The organism is Pseudomonadales bacterium (genome assembly GCA_024234435.1).
Classification (GTDB): Bacteria; Pseudomonadota; Gammaproteobacteria; order Pseudomonadales; family Porticoccaceae; genus JACKOF01.
Window position 1 is genome coordinate 238,938 of record JACKOF010000002.1, and the last position, 18,952, is coordinate 257,889.

Genomic DNA, 18,952 nt, shown 5'->3' on the forward strand with positions numbered 1-18,952 from the left:
TTCGGGTCGCCGACTAAGCGGCGCTTTACACGCTTTGCGTGTAATCGAACAGGTGGCTCTCATCCACCCGACCCAGCACAACAGGAATTCCACCTGCAAAGCACTAACGTTATTCAGTGCCATTTCGTAAATCTGGTGCAGGGGGGTGGATTCGAACCACCGAAGCTTACGCGTCAGATTTACAGTCTGATCCCTTTGGCCACTCGGGAACCCCTGCTAAAAACATACCCGCAAAGAGAAAAAAGTGGAGCTGGCGAGAGGAGTCGAACCCCCGACCGGCTGATTACAAGTCAGCTGCTCTACCAACTGAGCTACGCCAGCACTCTATTTCTACCCAAAAACGGGAGCGCGATTCTAGAGAATGTTGGCTTTATAATCAACCGAAAATCCGGGATATTTGATGCTTTTTCTTATATACACCCGTATTAGCGGGAATAGGCCTCGCTAGGGGGCATAAGATTTGCACGCACCATAAGACACAGATAAAAACTCACGCCTCCGCTATTCGCAGGAAGCCTCTTCCACTATCACTTCCGAATCTGCGGTTAGCGCAGAAATATCTGCCCAGAACTCATCTGAAAGTTTCACCAGATCTTCAGCTGGAACAGATATCCAATACTGACTCTCAAACCGGGGCAAAGGCACCACTTCGGGCTGATAGCCCTTCTCGACAAGCTCGGACCGATAACTTTCCGCATTCTCCCTACTGCCAAAAACACCCAGCGAAATACCATTAACAAACTCACCCTCTTCTATCAGAAAGCTGTCTATTTTCTTTTCCTGTAACTCACGAAGAACATCGCCAGAATTTCCGAAAAAGCCCCGGGAAGTAATCATCAGCCAGAACACTTCCCGAGCAACAACCTCACGCACAACTTTTTTCGCAGGAATGCCCGCTTCTCCAAGCCTGCCAAGAACACTTTCTACCTCCGCATCACCCATGAAAGAGCCCAAAAGAGAACACGCCTGAACCGCATCCGGGGCAACCTCGACACGCTCATCTTCAGATACCGCTCCAAGATCGGAATTTTCATCAAAGTCGGGCTTCGAACCGGAAGTAATTCTTTCCTCATCGGAAAAACCAGCAGTAAGATCAGGCTCTTCATCGACGACAGCTGTGGGCAGCAGCTCCACGCTTGATACGTGAACTCGGCTTTCAACGTCATTATTTACGGCGGTCTTAGAAAACACCACCGCACCCGCCTCGACCTCCCCCAGCAAAACCAGGCGATCAACATCATCCCCTTCCGACAGAGCGTGACCGCCAACCTTCAGGGCAGACCTCTGTTCAACGGCACTCGAAAACCAGTACCACGCCAACAGGTTGGCAAACACCATAAGCAGGAAAAACCATCGCATGCCTAGCCCTCTTCCAAGCCTTCTGGAAAACCGGTAATCAACGACAACCCCTCCAAAACAAGGTCTGGACGAACAACAGCGCGCATCCCCAACTGTTGATGCAAGACTTCAGCATCCCCCCCGGTGAGAACAATGCTTGCAGAGCCCGGTGGCAGCTTTAGCAGGGCACCTTCAACCAGCCCCAGAACCATGAGCAATAAGCCATGATGAACAGCCTCCCGAGTGGATTCACCGGGAGAAGTGTCGATTATGCCGCGAGGATCAATGTCTCTTTCAGCGGCACCCGCATCGGTTCCGGAGAACAACGCTCGATTCATGAGGTTAAACCCAGGCACGATATAACCACCAAGATGGCTACCAGTATGATCGAGTAAATCAACGGTCACCGCACTGCCAGCATCAACGACAACGCAGGCAGTTTTAACATGATGGTACGCAGCCACTATTGCCAGCCAGCGATCTACACCCATAGCAGCAGGCTCATGGTAACCGCTTCGCACCCCCATGGCCTCCGCTGACGACTTGGCCACAACAAGCTCGGCACCCCATTTTTCAGCCAGCTCGACCACCACGCTATCCACTTCCGCACCACACACGCTGCTGAGCCGCACAAGCCGAGGCACACCAACCTCTTCAACATCGGCACCAAGACAGGCAACATTTTTCGTCAGTAGCACGCCATAACCAGCCATAGCGTCAGGCTGCCTGATACGCCATTTAATGCGACTATTCCCGGCATCAATTTCAAGAATCATTGCCGACTCCGCAAACTAATCTCACCACCACTGTATTGGCGAACAACTTCACCCTGGCCAGCCAGCCCTTCTTCCAACAAAAGAGCACCGCTATTACTGACACCCCTCGCCACACCTTCAACCTCCCTACTACCGAGCAGCAACCTGACAGGTGTGTCTGTAAAAGCATCTCTGTCCATCCAGGCGCTGCGAAAAGGCGCAAAACCCGTTCTCTCATAACAATGGAGCAACATCAACAACTCATCAAGAACACAGCCAGCAAGAACACTTCGGTCAATTGGTGCAACCGCTGCAGCCTCCAGATTACCCCACGGTTGATCAATGTTCCGAATCTCATCCGCCCCCATCCCTGTATTCAGCCCCACGCCAATAACGACCTGACAAAACCCTGACGGATCACCAACCACTTCAAGTAGAATGCCACCCACCTTTCTAGCCTTGAATAGCAAGTCATTAGGCCATTTCAACTGCAAACCGGAAGCGCCACATCGCTCCGCAGCACAACATACTGCCACCCCGACCGCCAAACTCAGCCCTTCGAGAGCTTCAACTCCGGAATCAAAACCCCAAACTACTGACAGATAGATATTGCGACCAAACGGGCTTTGCCATTGCCGCCCACGTCTACCACGACCCGCCGTCTGCCGCTCGGCCAGCAACACCGACCCAGTGGCGCCACCCTCTTCCGCTACTTCTCTAGCCAGTTTGTTAGTTGATTCGACACTGAGTTCAATTCTCAACTTGCCCAGGCAAGCCGACGACTTATCTGACAGTTGAGCCCGAATGGTTTCACCATCAAGCAAATCAAGACCACCCTTTATGCAGTAGCCCTTTCCCTTTACAGATTCCACACTGATACCCTGCTCATTCAGCTTGCCAACCTGCTTCCACACCGCTGTACGAGTCACCCCCATTAGCTCCCCTAACTCTTCTCCGGAGTGATAACGGCCATCAGACAAGTACTTCAGCAGCAGCGACTCTGAAACATTCACAGCAAGTTCCTTACTAATAATAGCGCCCCAACAAGCATTGCATAGCCACCAAAAACCCGCTTTAACTGCCGTTCGGGCAAACGGTGAGCCACATTTGCACCCAATTTTGCAAAGGGAATGCCTAACAGAACCAGACCCGCAAAAGCTGGCAAGTAAACATATCCAAGAGTAAACTCCGGCAAAATCTGGTCGCCGCGACCACCCAGGGCATATAACACGCCCCCAAGCACAGCTATCGGAAGACCCAACGCCGCAGAACTTCCCATTGCCTGCTTCGGCGCAAGCCCGTAACGCATCAGTAACGGCACCGTCATGCTGCCACCACCAATACCGAACACCATCGAGACAGCGCCAATCACACTTCCCGCTGCCGCAAGCCCAAACGGGCCAGGTAGTAATTTGCCTTTTACATTGTTTCTTGCAATAAAAACCCGCAATCCCACAGCCATCAGAAAAATACCAAAAGCAACCTGAATCCAGGCTCCTTTCAACTGCAACGATCCCACCACCCCTACCAACGCGCCCAATAAAACACCTGACGCCATCCATCGGACAGCGAACCAGTCAACGCTACCAAGCTTATTGTGCGCAAATGCCGATGAAGCTGCTGTTACCACCATCGCTGCCAGCGATGTTGCCACTGCCATGTGGGTCAAAACCTCCGGCGGGAACCCTTGGCTGGAAAACCCCAGTATCAGAGAAGGTACCATTACCACCCCACCACCAACACCAAGAAGTCCGGCAGAAAGGCCTGCAACTGCACCAAGCAACATAAAGAAAAGATAGGTTTCCATAGCAAACCATAAAAAAGAAAGGTGCATTATGCCTTAAAACAATACATAAACATCTGCAGCAGATGCACGACATTACTACACAAAAAAATCAGCTGGCAATTTTCAATAAACCCGGGACAAAAAAAACCCAGCCAACTGGCTGGGTTTTCAAATAGAAGCCTGACGATGACCTACTCTCACATGGGGAAACCCCACACTACCATCGGCGATACATCGTTTCACTACTGAGTTCGGGATGGGATCAGGTGGTTCCAATGCTCTATGGTCGTCAGACAAACTGGCTTGTATTGGCTTTACTCTTACGCGTTATCGCTGGATTGCCACATACAAATAGGGTGTAGAAAATGTTGAATCATAATTGGTAACTAAAGGGAGCGCATTTCACACAACTGTCCGTTATATGCAATCGCTTCTGTTATATGGTCAAGCCTCACGAGCAATTAGTACTGGTTAGCTCAACGCTTCACAGCGCTTCCACACCCAGCCTATCAACGTCGTAGTCTTCAACGGCTCTTTAGGGGAGTTAAACTCCCAGGGAGATCTAATCTTGGAGGGGGCTTCCCGCTTAGATGCTTTCAGCGGTTATCCTGTCCGAACGTAGCTACCGGGCAATGCCACTGGCGTGACAACCCGAACACCAGAGGTTCGTCCACTTCGGTCCTCTCGTACTAGAAGCAGCTCTCCTCAAATCTCCAACGCCCACGGCAGATAGGGACCGAACTGTCTCACGACGTTCTAAACCCAGCTCGCGTACCACTTTAAATGGCGAACAGCCATACCCTTGGGACCGGCTTCAGCCCCAGGATGTGATGAGCCGACATCGAGGTGCCAAACACCGCCGTCGATGTGAACTCTTGGGCGGTATCAGCCTGTTATCCCCGGAGTACCTTTTATCCGTTGAGCGATGGCCCTTCCATACAGAACCACCGGATCACTAAGACCTACTTTCGTACCTGCTCGACGTGTCTGTCTCGCAGTCAAGCACCCTTATGCCTTTGCACTCATAGCATGATTTCCGACCATGCCGAGGGTACCTTCGTGCTCCTCCGTTACTCTTTGGGAGGAGACCGCCCCAGTCAAACTACCCACCAGACACTGTTCCCGATCCGGATAACGGACCAAGGTTAGAACCTCAAACATACCAGGGTGGTATTTCAAGGGCGGCTCCATGCAATCTGGCGATTACACTTCAAAGCCTCCCACCTATCCTACACAAATAGGTTCAAAGTTCAGTGCCAAGCTGTAGTAAAGGTTCACGGGGTCTTTCCGTCTAGCCGCGGGTATACGGCATCTTAACCGCAATTTCAATTTCACTGAGTCTCGGGTGGAGACAGTGCCGCCATCGTTACGCCATTCGTGCAGGTCGGAACTTACCCGACAAGGAATTTCGCTACCTTAGGACCGTTATAGTTACGGCCGCCGTTTACCGGGGCTTCGATCAAGAGCTTCGTCCGAGGACTAACCCCATCAATTAACCTTCCGGCACCGGGCAGGCGTCACACCCTATACGTCCACTTACGTGTTTGCAGAGTGCTGTGTTTTTAATAAACAGTCGCAGCGGCCTGGTCACTTCGGCTGCCAACAGCTTACGGAGCAAGTCCGATCACCGTCAACAGCGCACCTTCTCCCGAAGTTACGGTGCCATTTTGCCTAGTTCCTTCACCCGAGTTCTCTCAAGCGCCTTGGTATTCTCTACCTGACCACCTGTGTCGGTTTGGGGTACGGTCTCACATTACCTGAAGCTTAGAAGATTTTCTTGGAAGCATGGCATCAATCACTCAGCTCAAAAGAGAGCCTCGCCATCACGTCTCAGCCTTAAGGACCCGGATTTACCTAAGTCCTCAGCCTACACGCTTAGATCGGGACAACCATCGCCCGTCTGATCTAGCCTACTCCGTCCCTCCATCGCAGTAATATGAGGTACAGGAATATTAACCTGTTTTCCATCGACTACGGCTTTCGCCCTCGCCTTAGGTGCCGACTAACCCTGCCCTGATTAGCATGGGACAGGAAACCTTGGTCTTCCGGCGGGGGTGTTTTTCACACCCCTTATCGTTACTCATGTCAGCATTCGCACTTCTGATACCTCCAGCAGACCTCTCGATCCACCTTCAACGGCTTACAGAACGCTCCTCTACCACGCGTGTAAACACGCGTCCGCAGCTTCGGTTATCAGTTTAGCCCCGTTACATCTTCCGCGCAGGCCGACTCGACTAGTGAGCTATTACGCTTTCTTTAAAGGGTGGCTGCTTCTAAGCCAACCTCCTAGCTGTCTTAGCCTTCCCACATCGTTTCCCACTTAACTGATATTAGGGACCTTAGCTGGCGGTCTGGGTTGTTTCCCTTTTGACGACGGACGTTAGCACCCGCCGTCTGTCTGCCATGATTGCACTCCACGGTATTCGGAGTTTGCATCGGGTTGGTAAGTCGGGATGACCCCCTAGCCGAAACAGTGCTCTACCCCCGTGGGTGAGACATGACGCGCTACCTAAATAGCTTTCGAGGAGAACCAGCTATCTCCCGGCTTGATTAGCCTTTCACTCCGATCCACAGCTCATCCCCGCATTTTTCAACATACGTGGGTTCGGTCCTCCAGTGCCTGTTACGGCACCTTCAACCTGGCCATGGATAGATCGCCGGGTTTCGGGTCTACACCTAGCAACTAAACGCCCTATTAAGACTCGATTTCTCTACGGCTCCCCTATTCGGTTAACCTTGCTACTAAATGTAAGTCGCTGACCCATTATACAAAAGGTACGCAGTCACAGAACAAGTCTGCTCCTACTGCTTGTACGCATACGGTTTCAGGATCTATTTCACTCCCCTCTCCGGGGTTCTTTTCGCCTTTCCCTCACGGTACTGGTTCACTATCGGTCAGTTGGTAGTATTTAGCCTTGGAGGATGGTCCCCCCATATTCAGTCAAAGTTTCACGTGCTCCGACCTACTCGATTTCACTTTAAATGTCTTTTCGTGTACGGGGCTATCACCCTGTATCGCGGCACTTTCCAGAGCCTTCCACTAAAACAAATGAAGCTTAAGGGCTAGTCCCCGTTCGCTCGCCGCTACTTAGGGAATCTCGGTTGATTTCTTTTCCTCCGGGTACTTAGATGTTTCAGTTCCCCGGGTTCGCCTCAAGTACCTATGTATTCAGTACAAGATACCTATCTTATGATAGGTGGGTTTCCCCATTCGGACATCTCGGGATATAACGCTTGTTTGTCAGCTCCCCCGAGCTTTTCGCAGACTTCCACGTCCTTCATCGCCTCCAACTGCCAAGGCATCCACCGTATGCGCTTAGTCGCTTGACCATATAACGCAAGCGACTGCATGATAAAATCCAACATCAATAAAGATGTTGAATTACGCCGGACAGAATGTGCTTGAGAAACACACTCGCCTTTATTTTGCATATAGTTGCCTATATGCGGTTTGTACAAATTATGTACAGCTTCAACATTTCTACATTTTTAAAGAACATCTGGCATTAAAAACCAGAATTAAAACATCAAATCTAATGACTTAATTCTGGACTCTGTGAGCAACTTTCGGGAGGGAGAGTGGTGGAGCTATGCGGGATCGAACCGCAGACCTCCTGGATGCAAACCAGGCGCTCTCCCAGCTGAGCTATAGCCCCAAATCAGCAACCTTTCTCCACACGGAGCGGAAATTGGTGGGTCTGGGTGGATTTGAACCACCGACCTCACCCTTATCAGGGGTGCGCTCTAACCAACTGAGCTACAGACCCACTGTCTCCCAAAGGGTTTTACGGCCTGCAAGGGGCAAAACCGTTAGCTGCTCTAGCCAACGATCAGATAATGCGTGTGAGCACTTACCGAGAGAACGGTGCATCGTTTAAGGAGGTGATCCAGCCCCAGGTTCCCCTAGGGCTACCTTGTTACGACTTCACCCCAGTCATGAATCACAAAGTGGTGAGCGACCCCCCGAAGGTTAGTCTACCCACTTCTTTTGCAACCCACTCCCATGGTGTGACGGGCGGTGTGTACAAGGCCCGGGAACGTATTCACCGCGACATTCTGATTCGCGATTACTAGCGATTCCGACTTCACGGAGTCGAGTTGCAGACTCCGATCCGGACTACGAGCGGTTTTCTGGGATTAGCTCCACATCGCTGCTTCGCAACCCTCTGTACCGCCCATTGTAGCACGTGTGTAGCCCAGGTCGTAAGGGCCATGATGACTTGACGTCGTCCCCACCTTCCTCCGGTTTGTCACCGGCAGTCTCCTTAGAGTTCTCAGCTTAACCTGTTAGCAAATAAGGACAAGGGTTGCGCTCGTTACGGGACTTAACCCAACATCTCACGACACGAGCTGACGACAGCCATGCAGCACCTGTCACTCGGTTCCCGAAGGCACCAATCCATCTCTGGAAAGTTCCGAGGATGTCAAGACCAGGTAAGGTTCTTCGCGTTGCATCGAATTAAACCACATGCTCCACCGCTTGTGCGGGCCCCCGTCAATTCATTTGAGTTTTAACCTTGCGGCCGTACTCCCCAGGCGGTCAACTTAGTGCGTTAGCTGCGCCACCCACGTCTTTAAAGACACACGCGGCTAGTTGACATCGTTTACGGCGTGGACTACCAGGGTATCTAATCCTGTTTGCTCCCCACGCTTTCGCACCTCAGCGTCAGTATTGGTCCAGACAGCCGCCTTCGCCACTGGTGTTCCTTCCTATATCTACGCATTTCACCGCTACACAGGAAATTCCACTATCCTCTACCATACTCTAGCCTGCCAGTTCTGGATGCAGTTCCCAGGTTGAGCCCGGGGCTTTCACATCCAGCTTAACAAACCGCCTACGCGCGCTTTACGCCCAGTAATTCCGATTAACGCTCGCACCCTCCGTATTACCGCGGCTGCTGGCACGGAGTTTGCCGGTGCTTCTTCTGTAGGTAACGTCAGGGTTAGCAGTTATTAGCTACTAACTTTTCCTCCCTACTGAAAGTGCTTTACAACCCTAAGGCCTTCTTCACACACGCGGCATGGCTGCGTCAGGCTTTCGCCCATTGCGCAATATTCCCCACTGCTGCCTCCCGTAGGAGTTCGGGCCGTGTCTCAGTCCCGATGTGGCTGATCATCCTCTCAGACCAGCTACGGATCGTCGCCATGGTAGGCCATTACCCCACCATCAAGCTAATCCGACGCAGGCTCATCCAATAGTGCAAGGTCCGAAGATCCCCTGCTTTCCCCCTTAGGGCGTATGCGGTATTAGCATGAATTTCTCCATGTTATCCCCCGCTACTGGGTAGATTCCTACGCGTTACTCACCCGTCCGCCACTCTACTCACTCCGAAGAGCTTTCACGTTCGACTTGCATGTGTTAGGCCTGCCGCCAGCGTTCAATCTGAGCCATGATCAAACTCTTCAGTTTAATCTTTTACATCAACCTTTCGGCATGATGGAGCAGTTTCGCTAAACCAGCGGTACTACTCAAAAACTTGGCTCAAATACTTTGGCTTACCATTTCATTTTGAATTGATGAGTTACTTGCATTTGAATATTCATGTCACCTGAATCTTCTCAGCAAGCACCCACACGCATTATCTGATCAATTGTTAAAGAACATTCGCTTCTCAGAGCGGAGGCGCATTATAAAGTCAGCGCCTTGGATGTCAATAAAAAAGTTAGCTTATTTTCAAAAACAATCAAACTTTTCTTTTCCATCCAGCTTCAAGGTCAACCCCGAAGCGGACGCGCATTCTACATGCTGAAAATGCGCTGTCAATACCTAATTCAATGTTTACTTTTATTAAACTTTTTTCGGTATCCCGAAGCGGGTTAACCCCGAAGCGGACGCGCATTCTAGCGTCTGCCCGACAACTGTCAACGGCTTTTTTTCAAAAACCTGTAACATTTTATTTAGGACTTTTTTTACCGCTTAAAATCAACAACATATGGGCAAAAAAATAACGCGTAATAACGCGCTATTTTTTCAACCAACACCACAGGAAGCCCGCCTTCACCGCCAGCGCAGCAGGTGGAATAACTTCTTGCCTCTGCGCAAGAGATGATAACGGCCATATCTTGCATCGGCTCGACAAAGCTCTGCCTCCGGGTCCACCACTTTTTCACCGTTCACACTCACCGCATTGCTCTGCACAAATTTCCGCGCCTGCCCAAGTGTGACCTCCCCTCGAGGCGTTACGGCCAAACCCGTTGCCACCAGCAGCTCAACCAGCGATTGCTGTTTACCCTCAATTTCTGTACAGGGCATGCCGTCAAGGGCCAACTGCTCCATATCATGCTCAGTCAAGGATTCCAGACTGCCAGAAAACAGCGCACCCGCTATCCTTTCCGCCCCTTCAACGCCAGACGCCCCATGAACCAGCTCGGTAACCTCTCTGGCTAAAACAGCTTGCGCCGACTTACGTCCTGCTGTCTCGGCGTCAGCGCTCTCTATTGCATCAATTTCTTCTACAGACAGAAAGGTGAAATAACGCAAGAATTTATAGACATCTGCATCGGCAGTGTTTACCCAGAACTGGTAAAAGGCATAAGGCGACGTTTTGTCAGGATCCAGCCATATTGTACCGCTCTCCGTTTTACCAAACTTGCTGCCATCAGACTTGATTACCAGCGGCAGGGTCAAACCAAAAACTTGCTCACCGTTCAGACGCCGGGTTAAATCAATCCCCCCGGTAATATTTCCCCACTGATCAGAACCACCTATCTGCAAAGAACAGCCATAACGCCGATTCAACTCAGCAAAATCATAGGACTGCAACAGCATATAGGTGAATTCGGTATAGGAAATGCCTGCCCCCTCTCGATCAAGCCGCTGCTTTACCGACTCCTTATTAACCATATTGTTGACTGAAAAGTGCTTGCCAACATCCCGCAGAAATGACAGCAGATTCATCTCGCCTATCCAGTCCAGATTATTAACCACCTCGGCAGAGTTCACTCCGTCATCGAAATCCACAAAACGACCCACCTGATCCCGCAATCGACCCACCCAGCTGGCAACAACGTCCGGGGTATTCAACTTGCGCTCTTGCGCTTTAAAGCTGGGGTCTCCAATAAGCCCGGTCGCACCGCCCACTAGCGCAATGGGCTTGTGCCCCGCCAATTGGAAACGACGCAACGCCAACAAAGGCACCAGACTGCCTATATGCAGGCTGTCGGCGGTGGGGTCAAACCCGCAATACAGCGTGCACGCGCCCTGATTCAGGTGATTTTCCAGCTCACCGCCTCCGGTCATTTGCGCCACCAACCCCCTCGCCTGGAGATCCGTTATTAACTGGTTACTACTTGTTGACATTTACCGCTGTCCATCTGAGCTAAAAGGAGCGCAAACCATACCCGATCTTGCTTCAAATACAAGAGGTTAGCGCCCTAATTCCGCACAACCCGTGTCAGTAGGTTGTGGGCTTTCTCATTCATCTGTTATATATTGCCCAAAACAGCTGGAAGACAACGATAACCGACACAGTATGCAAGCCAGTTATAATCAAACCACACCCCGGCGGCAGCGGCTTGCCGGGAACCTTTCCAAACCCCACTTTATGGCGGCCGGTGTAGCGCTATGCCTGGTGGCAGCCATAGCTCTGATACCCAGCAACGATGCGGTAGCCAAACGGCGAAGCACAGAAATAACCCTGAGCTTTACTGCACCAAAAGAGATAAAAAGCGAGCGCACCAGCTCCGGCGAGAGCAGCAACAGTCACACCGAGCTGTTACCAGAGGAAGCGGAAATAGCCCTGCAGTGGCAAACCGAGCAGGTTCGCAACGGTGACAATCTCACCTCGATATTCAAGCGCGCCTCACTGAACGCGACCGACGTTTACAATGTCATGTCAGCAAAGCAACATGCCAAGGTACTCACCAAAATGCTGCCCGGACAATCCTTGCGTCTTGGCTTCAATGAGCAGGGCAAACTGGAAAAACTGGTGTATGAAAAAAGTCGCCTTGAGTCCTACCAGTTTACGGATACCGAACATGGCTTTTCAGGCGAGCATGTAGTACTGGCACCGGAGCTGCTGCCAACCTATAGACAAGCCACTATTGATAACTCTCTGTTTTTAGCTGCTGAACAGGCAAACATGCCACACAACCTGATCATGGAACTGGCCAATATTTTTGGCTGGGACATCGACTTTGTGTTTGATATTCGCAAGGGCGATCGCTTTGCCGTCCTTTATGAAGAAAAGTTTCTCGATGGTGAAAAAATTGGCACTGGCAATATTCTCGCCGCAGAATTCACCAACCAAGGGAAAACCTTCAGTGCCGTACGCTACGAAAACAGCGAAGGCATTGCCAACTATTACACGCCTGAAGGCTTAAGCATGCGCAAGGCTTTCCTGCGCGCACCACTGGATGTATTCCGCATCAGCTCAAACTTCAACCTGCGAAGAAAACATCCGATTCATAAAAAAATCAAAGCCCATCGCGGCGTAGATTACGCGGCACCAAGAGGCACCCCGGTTTATGCAGCTGGCAATGGCAAGGTGATTGCCGCCGGATACAGCAAAGCCAACGGTAACTACGTCTTTATTCAGCACGGCCAGCGCTACGTAACCAAGTATTTGCACCTTCACAAACGTTACGTCCGCAAGGGTCAAACCGTCGCGCAGCGAAAAACCATCGGCACTGTTGGCTCTACCGGTTACGCAACGGGTCCACACCTGCACTATGAATTCCTGGTCAACGGCGTACACCGCAACCCGCGCACCGTAGAGTTACCTCAGGCAAAACCCATTGCAGCACAGGAACTGGGGCCATTCAACAACGCTACCGCGCCACTTCTTGCACAGCTGGCCTCTTACAATCAAAACAATCAGCTTGCCATGGTTGACCCGCAACAAAAGCAAAACCCGTAGGCAATGGCAGACCCGCTATTTATCGGCTTGATGTCAGGCACCAGCATGGACGCAGTTGACACCGCGCTGGTACGCATTGGCGGCCAGCGCTTTGAAACCATCGCCTACGAACAATTCCCCATCGACAATAGTCTGAAACTTGCCGTTCGCAATCTGAATTCAGCCAGCAACATTGCTGAAGTGACGAAGTACGACTATATCCTCGGCAATCTCTTTGCTGACTCGGTGCTTAAAATCTTGCACCAGACAAACACCCAGCCAGCCGAGATAGCCGCGATAGGCAGCCACGGACAGACCATTCTTCACCTGCCGGAAAGCAACCAGCCACGAACCCTGCAAATTGGCGACCCGAACATCATTGCGCAAAAAACCGGCATCACCACTATTGCCGACTTTCGGCGCCGGGATATGGCAGCAGGTGGACAAGGCGCCCCCCTCGCACCGGCTTTCCACAATTACAAATTTCGAAGGCAGGGCGTTGACCGGCTGATACTCAATCTTGGGGGGATTGCCAATTTCAGCCTGCTACCCGGCGATCTAAACAAAGATACCTGCGGTTTTGACACAGGCCCGGGCAACGGACTAATGGACGACTGGAACAGACTCCACAACGGCACAGATATGGATATGGACGGCAACTGGGCAGCTACAGGAACCGTTAGCCAGCTGCTTCTGCAAGCATTACTGGCAGAACCTTTCTTTAAATTGCCACCCCCCAAAAGTACTGGTCGCGACCACTTTAATATAGGCTGGCTCAATCAAGTGCTCGCGTCGACAGCGGACACCGTGAATATTGAGCCTGCCAGCGTTCAGGCCACATTACTGGAACTAACAGCGCAGACAATAACTGACGCAGTTCTGGCACATGCGCCCGGAACCGCTGAAATCTACCTCTGCGGCGGCGGTGCTCACAACAAGAGAATGGTAGCCAGGCTGAAAGGCTTACTGCCCCACATAGCTGTCACTGATACCGGGCAGCTTGGCGTAGATCCGGATGCGGTGGAAGCGGCTTGTTTTGCCTGGCTTGCCAGCCAAACGCTAGCAGGCAGCACAGGTAACGATCCAGCGGCAACAGGGGCAGCTAATGCTGTCATCCTTGGCGGTATTTATCCGGCCTGAATTGCCCTGCCAGCAGACGATAACACTCAAACCAAGCATCAAAAATAGACGTAGTGCTCAACATCCAATAGCCGCTGCACCTCAGCAGGACCATAAGGCACTGTGCCAACAAACGGGTGAAGCTCCTGCTCTCCACCGCCCAGGGAATAAAGCTGGGTCCGACAGATACGGATATCGACTACCCGAAAGGCAGAAAGGCGGGCAGCCAGATCCACTATGGGCTTGTAACGCTGGTAATTGTGCTTTTGAAACACTGCTACTTCCGGACCAGGCAGAACAAAAACCACTGGCGGCACATTCTCCGGGATCTCGTCTGAAAGGTAGACATCTTCTGCTCGCTGTAACGCAGCCTCCACTTCCAGAGGGTCATTCAATTCTATCCTGGCCAGATAACCCGGCACCTTTTCATCTGGCAACACTGGCACACGCCCAACCAGCTCGCTACCAGCAAACACCCACGAACCGAAACCCAATGCCATCAGCACGACGAATCGAATCAGTGTTTGCATCCGTCTCTCCTTTTACAAAATAGCCTGCACCACGGCGCTAAACCGAGAACGACGATCCACATCCACAAGTCGTTGTCGCATTCGGATTGTTGACCACAAAACGGGAGCCTTCCAGCCCTTCCTGATAGTCCACGGTGGAACCGCTCAGGTATTGAATACTCAGAGAATCAATCAGCATGGTGGCACCCCCTTCTTTCACAGCGGTATCATCATCTGCCACCTGCTCATCAAAGCTGAAGCCATACTGAAAACCCGAGCAGCCACCACCGGTCACATAGACCCGAAGCTTTAAATCAGGGTTTCCCTCTTCTTCTATCAAACGGTTGATTTTCGCAACCGCATTGGCCGACAGGTACATCGGACTGGGTGTAAATGTTTCAATACCCGACATGAGCTCTCCTGAGTGTTTGCCATTACCTGCTGGATTAGCAGCCAGACAGCCCTTTATATATGGGGCCATAACCGAAATTTACAACGCTGAAGTCAAGTCTGACTACAACGTTTTCTCTACAACATGCGTTGCGGCGGAACTCATTTCCACTACCTGAGCAGACTCATGCACAAAATTGCCATTGATTCTGGCGCCTTTCTCAATTTCGACAATTGCATAATGCACGTCACCTTCGACCACAGCCTTGGCAGCCAGTTCGACATGACTTGACGCCGCCACCGTACCCTCTACATGACCATTGATCACCACACTGGGCACTTTTATGTCACCACGCACATGGCCCTGCTGCAAAACCCGCACTCTGGCATCAGCAGCATCCTCGGCGATAATATTGCCTGTGACCTCACCTTCAATTTCAAGATTTCCCTGAAAACGGATATCACCCACCACATGCGTGCCACTGGCAATCAGCGTTGTAGAACCCGCCGAGAATGTCGATACGCCTTTCTTTTTTTGCATAGTTAGGTTTCCTCAGAATGCCAGTTAAATGATTTTCGCACTCTCTTTTTTTGCCCCTTCTTCCAGAGCGAAGTATGTACAAGACGCGGATCGAAACCTGGAGGAAGATCCATCACTCCCTGCAACACGCCAAAATACTTGAATTTCATAGAGAGCGGTGATGATAGCTTCTCATCCAGCTCTTCCAGGGGTACAGTTTTTGATACACCCTCAACTTCACCCTCAACCGACAGTTGTAAAAAAACTTCTACAGGCTTGAGCGCACCCGCTTTATTGATAACTACCAGCCGATAGGCAACGCCACCTTCATCAAGCGGCGTCAACGACAGTTCCCAAATCGAGAAACCTTTAGGGAGACTGTCGTCCCTCATAAGATTTCGGTACAGCTCCAGCTCTTTTTCACTATCCGCGAGTTGCTGCTGTAATTCAACTACTGTCTTGCGCACCTGCTCAAGCGCAGCCCTATCAATCTCCACAGCGGCTTCAGCATTAGCTAATTGCTGATTCAGTGAGTCCTGCATCGCATTCAGCTGGCCAACATCTTTCTCCAACAGGCGCTTGGCGGCCATCTCTCGCTCAAACATCTGACCACCAAGCATCAACCCCAGAAAAAATACCGCCACCAGACAAGTCAGGCGAACCACCAACGCAATACGCTGACGCCTGACGCTGTAGGTCCGAACTACCAGCCTTTCTTCACCAACAGACATCAGCACCGCCCTCAATCAACAGCGTTCAGCATCCCGGACGAAAGGCCTTAGGGCAACAAGGCAGGTTGATTGAGCCCGCAGGTTTCCGGCAAACCGAACATAATATTCAGGTTCTGTATCGCCTGACCCGACGCACCCTTCACCAAATTGTCCTCCACGACCATAACTACCACCTTGTTACCTGGCTGCCGGTCAGAGTCCAGAGGACGAACAACCGCAATCCTGCAGTGATTGCTCCCCCGCACAGTTCTGGTTTGGGGGAAAATACCCGCTGGCAAAACATCGACAAAGGGCTCATCGCTATACCTCTGTTCGTAGAGCTGCTGCAAGTCGACATGGGTGTCATTAAGCGTCGCATAGAGCGTCGAGTGAATTCCCCGAATAATCGGCAACAGGTGTGGTACAAAGGTAAGCTTAACAGCACCACCAGCGATATCTGCCAAGCCTTGCTCAATTTCCGGCAGGTGCCGATGCCCGGCAACACCATAGGCTTTAAAGCTGTCGCTGGCCTCAGCCAGCAGATTATCCACGCTCGCTTGCCGCCCAGCACCACTGACACCGGATGCAGAGCTGGCAATTAAGTCCCCGGTATCAATCAACCCCTGCTCCAGTAACGGCAGAAAACCCAGCTGAACACTGGTGGGATAACAACCTGGGCAAGCGACCAGCTGTGCCTCTCTGATTTTTTCACGATGAACTTCCGGCAACCCGTAAACGGCCTCAGCCACAAGCTCGGCGCAAGCATGCGGCTGATGATACCAACGCTCCCAGCAGTCGATATCTCTTATGCGGAAATCAGCCGACAAATCGATCACCCGGATTCCCTTGGCCAGCAAATCCGGTACCGAGGACTGCGCGACACCATGAGGCGTAGCAAAGAAAACCACGTCACAGGCATCCAACTGACCATCGCCGGGATCGGAAAAGCAGAGATCCAGATAGCCGCGCAGACTTGGAAACAAATCCGCTACCGAGCGACCCGCTTCGGCCCGCGAAGTAATGGCTACCAGCTCCACCTCTGGGTGACTCACCAGCAACCGCAGCAACTCCACTCCGGTGTAACCGGTACCACCAACAATTCCTACCTTTATCACGCTCTAATTTCCCGATTTATTTAACGCCCACTTTCTGTCCGGGCAACAAGCTGCCTATAATAGCGGAAATTTCGGCGAAAGTAGCGCCACTTACCGAATCGGGAGCTGTAGTGCCTGCAACAAAGAGCTCACCCAAACGATCATCCAGACGCTGGCTGGAAAATCAGGTCAACAGATTTCATCACCGTGTTGCCTATGCAGAAGCCCTGCCGCAACTGAGCTTGCTCGGTTTTGTCTGCGGCCTGCTCACCGCTGTCGTCGCTATTTTATTCAGACTGTCATTCGAAACACCACTGAACCTGCTGCTTCCCTCCGGTAGCGAGTCGTTTGAGGCACTACCCGTTGAAGCTCGATTTCTGCTACCTGTTTGCGGTGCTCTCTGCCTCGGGCTCATCTTGCATTTCCTGAAACCGGAATCACGGCCTGTGGGGGTCGGCCATGTGATCGATCGCATGCAACATCACCAGTCTCACCTGCCTGCAAAAAATGCACTACTGGAATTTTTTGGCTCCGCTATCGCCATCATCACAGGCAATTCAGTTGGCAGAGAAGGCCCGGCCGTTCATCTGGGTGCAGCCTGCTCAAGCCTATTTGGTCAATACCTCAAATTGCCCAACAACAGCCTGCGGATTTTGGTGAGCTGCGGAGTGGCAGCGGCCATTGCAGCCTCATTTAACACACCCCTGGCTGGTGTTATTTTTGCTATGGAAGTCGTACTCATGGAGTACACCATTTCAGGATTCATACCCGTCATTATTGCCGCAGTTACCGGCGCCTTCCTGTTCCGGGCAGTGTTTGGCGATCAACAGGCATTTTCCCTGCCACTCATCGAAATGGGCAGCCTCTGGGAGATACCGTTTCTGATTCTTTGCGGTCTCGCTATAGGCCTGGTCGCAACGGCAATGCTGAATCTTGCACAAGGTTGCAGTCGCTTCGCGGACAAACCTGTTCTATTGAAAATGATTGCCGCAGGTTTACTCACCGGCGCAGTTGCAACGGTTCTGCCACAAGTCATGGGTGTCGGCTACGATACTCTCGAACAGGCCATGCTGGGACAGCTGGGGTTCTGGCTGCTTGCCGCCATTGTCATCGCCAAACTGGTGCTCTCAACGGTATCCGTTTCGCTGGGAATGCCCGGCGGCACAATTGGCCCATCGCTGGTCATCGGTGTTTGCATGGGCGGCTGGCTCGGCTTTATTGGCGGTATGATCAATCCCGAGCAGGCCTCCACCCCGGGCTTCTACGCCACGCTTGGCATGAGCGCCATGATGGGAGCCGTACTGAATGCCCCGCTCGCAGCGCTCATCGTCATGCTTGAGCTGACCTACAACCCCAATTTACTGCTACCCAGTATGCTGACCATTGTTACTGCAACACTGACGGCACGCACGGCTTCTCGATTACCCGGACTGTTTTCAATCGGCCGGGACCGGTCACGTTACACCTCACCGGTTTTCCAGATGCTGAGTCGCGCAGGCGTCACCAGCCTGATGGAACTGAACTTCGCTCACCACTCCCACCTGATCCGGCCTGAAGCTGCCCGCGAGATTCTGGAAAAGAAACCAGTCTGGCTGGTGATTGAAGATGTAGGCGAGCCAAAGTACATTCTCAAGCCGGTAGACTTGGCGCGCCACATGGAAGCCCAAGACCCGTTAAGCTGGGATGAAGACACCCGGATAGACTTGCTGAAAATTCCGGCAGAGCGCTGGCGTCTGCATCCCATCCACTCAAGGGCCACTCTTCAGGAAGCACTGATACTGATGCGGCAAAAGGACGGACGAGCCGTGTATATTACCCAGCCCGCCTCACCACTGATGTCAGAAGTTGCAGGAATAGTGACACGAGAATCAATAGACAACTATTACCAGTGAAC

13 protein-coding genes, 4 tRNA genes and 3 rRNA genes are annotated in these 18,952 nt (G+C 51.9%); 3 read left to right on the top strand and 17 right to left on the bottom strand.

Translation table 11 applies throughout. The annotated features are described in order from the left end of the window. Window positions 1–133: 133 nt before the first annotated feature. The 12 genes from H7A02_11005 to tyrS form a co-directional block, all read right to left on the bottom strand. Window positions 134–217 (bottom strand) — tRNA-Tyr (locus tag H7A02_11005). Between the two features lie 28 nt (window positions 218–245). Continuing rightward, window positions 246–321: transfer RNA gene (locus H7A02_11010), tRNA-Thr, on the bottom strand. Between the two features lie 180 nt (window positions 322–501). Next, window positions 502–1,359 (bottom strand): hypothetical protein, encoded by an 858-nt coding sequence (locus H7A02_11015; GenBank protein ID MCP5172784.1) that lies wholly within the window; start codon window positions 1,357–1,359, stop codon window positions 502–504. Window positions 1,360–1,361: 2 nt separating this feature from the next. Further along, window positions 1,362–2,114 (bottom strand): type III pantothenate kinase, encoded by a 753-nt coding sequence (locus tag H7A02_11020; GenBank protein MCP5172785.1) that lies wholly within the window; start codon window positions 2,112–2,114, stop codon window positions 1,362–1,364. After that, window positions 2,111–3,106, bottom strand: a complete 996-nt coding sequence (gene birA / locus H7A02_11025) for a bifunctional biotin--[acetyl-CoA-carboxylase] ligase/biotin operon repressor BirA (protein MCP5172786.1) — start codon at window positions 3,104–3,106, stop codon at window positions 2,111–2,113. Before birA ends, H7A02_11020 begins: the two co-directional genes overlap by 4 nt. Next, on the bottom strand, window positions 3,103–3,900 hold the full coding sequence (locus H7A02_11030) for a sulfite exporter TauE/SafE family protein (GenBank protein ID MCP5172787.1): 798 nt from the start codon (window positions 3,898–3,900) through the stop codon (window positions 3,103–3,105). Before H7A02_11030 ends, birA begins: the two co-directional genes overlap by 4 nt. A gap of 157 nt (window positions 3,901–4,057) precedes the next feature. Beyond that, a 5S ribosomal RNA gene (gene rrf / locus H7A02_11035) occupies window positions 4,058–4,173 on the bottom strand. Window positions 4,174–4,307: 134 nt separating this feature from the next. Next, window positions 4,308–7,216: ribosomal RNA gene (locus H7A02_11040) — 23S ribosomal RNA — on the bottom strand. 243 nt (window positions 7,217–7,459) lie between these two features. Beyond that, window positions 7,460–7,535, bottom strand: a tRNA-Ala gene (locus H7A02_11045). 34 nt (window positions 7,536–7,569) lie between these two features. After that, window positions 7,570–7,646: transfer RNA gene (locus H7A02_11050), tRNA-Ile, on the bottom strand. 107 nt (window positions 7,647–7,753) lie between these two features. Beyond that, window positions 7,754–9,290: ribosomal RNA gene (locus H7A02_11055) — 16S ribosomal RNA — on the bottom strand. The 16S, 23S and 5S rRNA genes sit together here with 2 tRNA genes alongside, the layout of an rRNA operon. A gap of 587 nt (window positions 9,291–9,877) precedes the next feature. Then, window positions 9,878–11,179 carry a tyrosine--tRNA ligase gene (tyrS, locus tag H7A02_11060; GenBank protein ID MCP5172788.1) on the bottom strand — a complete coding sequence of 434 codons (1,302 nt, stop codon included), beginning with the start codon at window positions 11,177–11,179 and terminating at the stop codon, window positions 9,878–9,880. Between the two features lie 244 nt (window positions 11,180–11,423). Here tyrS and H7A02_11065 point away from each other — a divergent pair, with 244 nt between their 5' ends. Next, window positions 11,424–12,737: a peptidoglycan DD-metalloendopeptidase family protein gene (locus H7A02_11065; protein MCP5172789.1), complete on the top strand. Its 1,314-nt coding sequence runs from the start codon at window positions 11,424–11,426 to the stop codon at window positions 12,735–12,737. A 3-nt stretch (window positions 12,738–12,740) separates the two neighbouring features. Continuing rightward, window positions 12,741–13,856 (top strand): anhydro-N-acetylmuramic acid kinase, encoded by a 1,116-nt coding sequence (locus tag H7A02_11070; protein MCP5172790.1) that lies wholly within the window; start codon window positions 12,741–12,743, stop codon window positions 13,854–13,856. A gap of 38 nt (window positions 13,857–13,894) precedes the next feature. Here H7A02_11070 and H7A02_11075 read toward each other — a convergent pair whose 3' ends face one another. The 5 genes from H7A02_11075 to H7A02_11095 form a co-directional block, all read right to left on the bottom strand. Then, window positions 13,895–14,365 (bottom strand): acyl-CoA transferase, encoded by a 471-nt coding sequence (locus H7A02_11075; GenBank protein MCP5172791.1) that lies wholly within the window; start codon window positions 14,363–14,365, stop codon window positions 13,895–13,897. Between the two features lie 37 nt (window positions 14,366–14,402). Continuing rightward, window positions 14,403–14,756 carry an iron-sulfur cluster insertion protein ErpA gene (gene erpA / locus H7A02_11080; protein ID MCP5172792.1) on the bottom strand — a complete coding sequence of 118 codons (354 nt, stop codon included), beginning with the start codon at window positions 14,754–14,756 and terminating at the stop codon, window positions 14,403–14,405. Window positions 14,757–14,858: 102 nt separating this feature from the next. After that, window positions 14,859–15,275, bottom strand: a complete 417-nt coding sequence (locus H7A02_11085; GenBank protein ID MCP5172793.1) for a polymer-forming cytoskeletal protein — start codon at window positions 15,273–15,275, stop codon at window positions 14,859–14,861. 2 nt (window positions 15,276–15,277) lie between these two features. Next, window positions 15,278–15,985: a hypothetical protein gene (locus H7A02_11090; GenBank protein MCP5172794.1), complete on the bottom strand. Its 708-nt coding sequence runs from the start codon at window positions 15,983–15,985 to the stop codon at window positions 15,278–15,280. 47 nt (window positions 15,986–16,032) lie between these two features. After that, window positions 16,033–17,079: an N-acetyl-gamma-glutamyl-phosphate reductase gene (locus H7A02_11095; GenBank protein MCP5172795.1), complete on the bottom strand. Its 1,047-nt coding sequence runs from the start codon at window positions 17,077–17,079 to the stop codon at window positions 16,033–16,035. A gap of 110 nt (window positions 17,080–17,189) precedes the next feature. On the opposite strand from H7A02_11095, the gene H7A02_11100 reads away from it, so the two are divergent. Continuing rightward, complete coding sequence (locus H7A02_11100; GenBank protein ID MCP5172796.1) at window positions 17,190–18,950, top strand: chloride channel protein; 1,761 nt, start codon at window positions 17,190–17,192, stop codon at window positions 18,948–18,950. The last annotated feature ends 2 nt before the right edge of the window (window positions 18,951–18,952 follow it).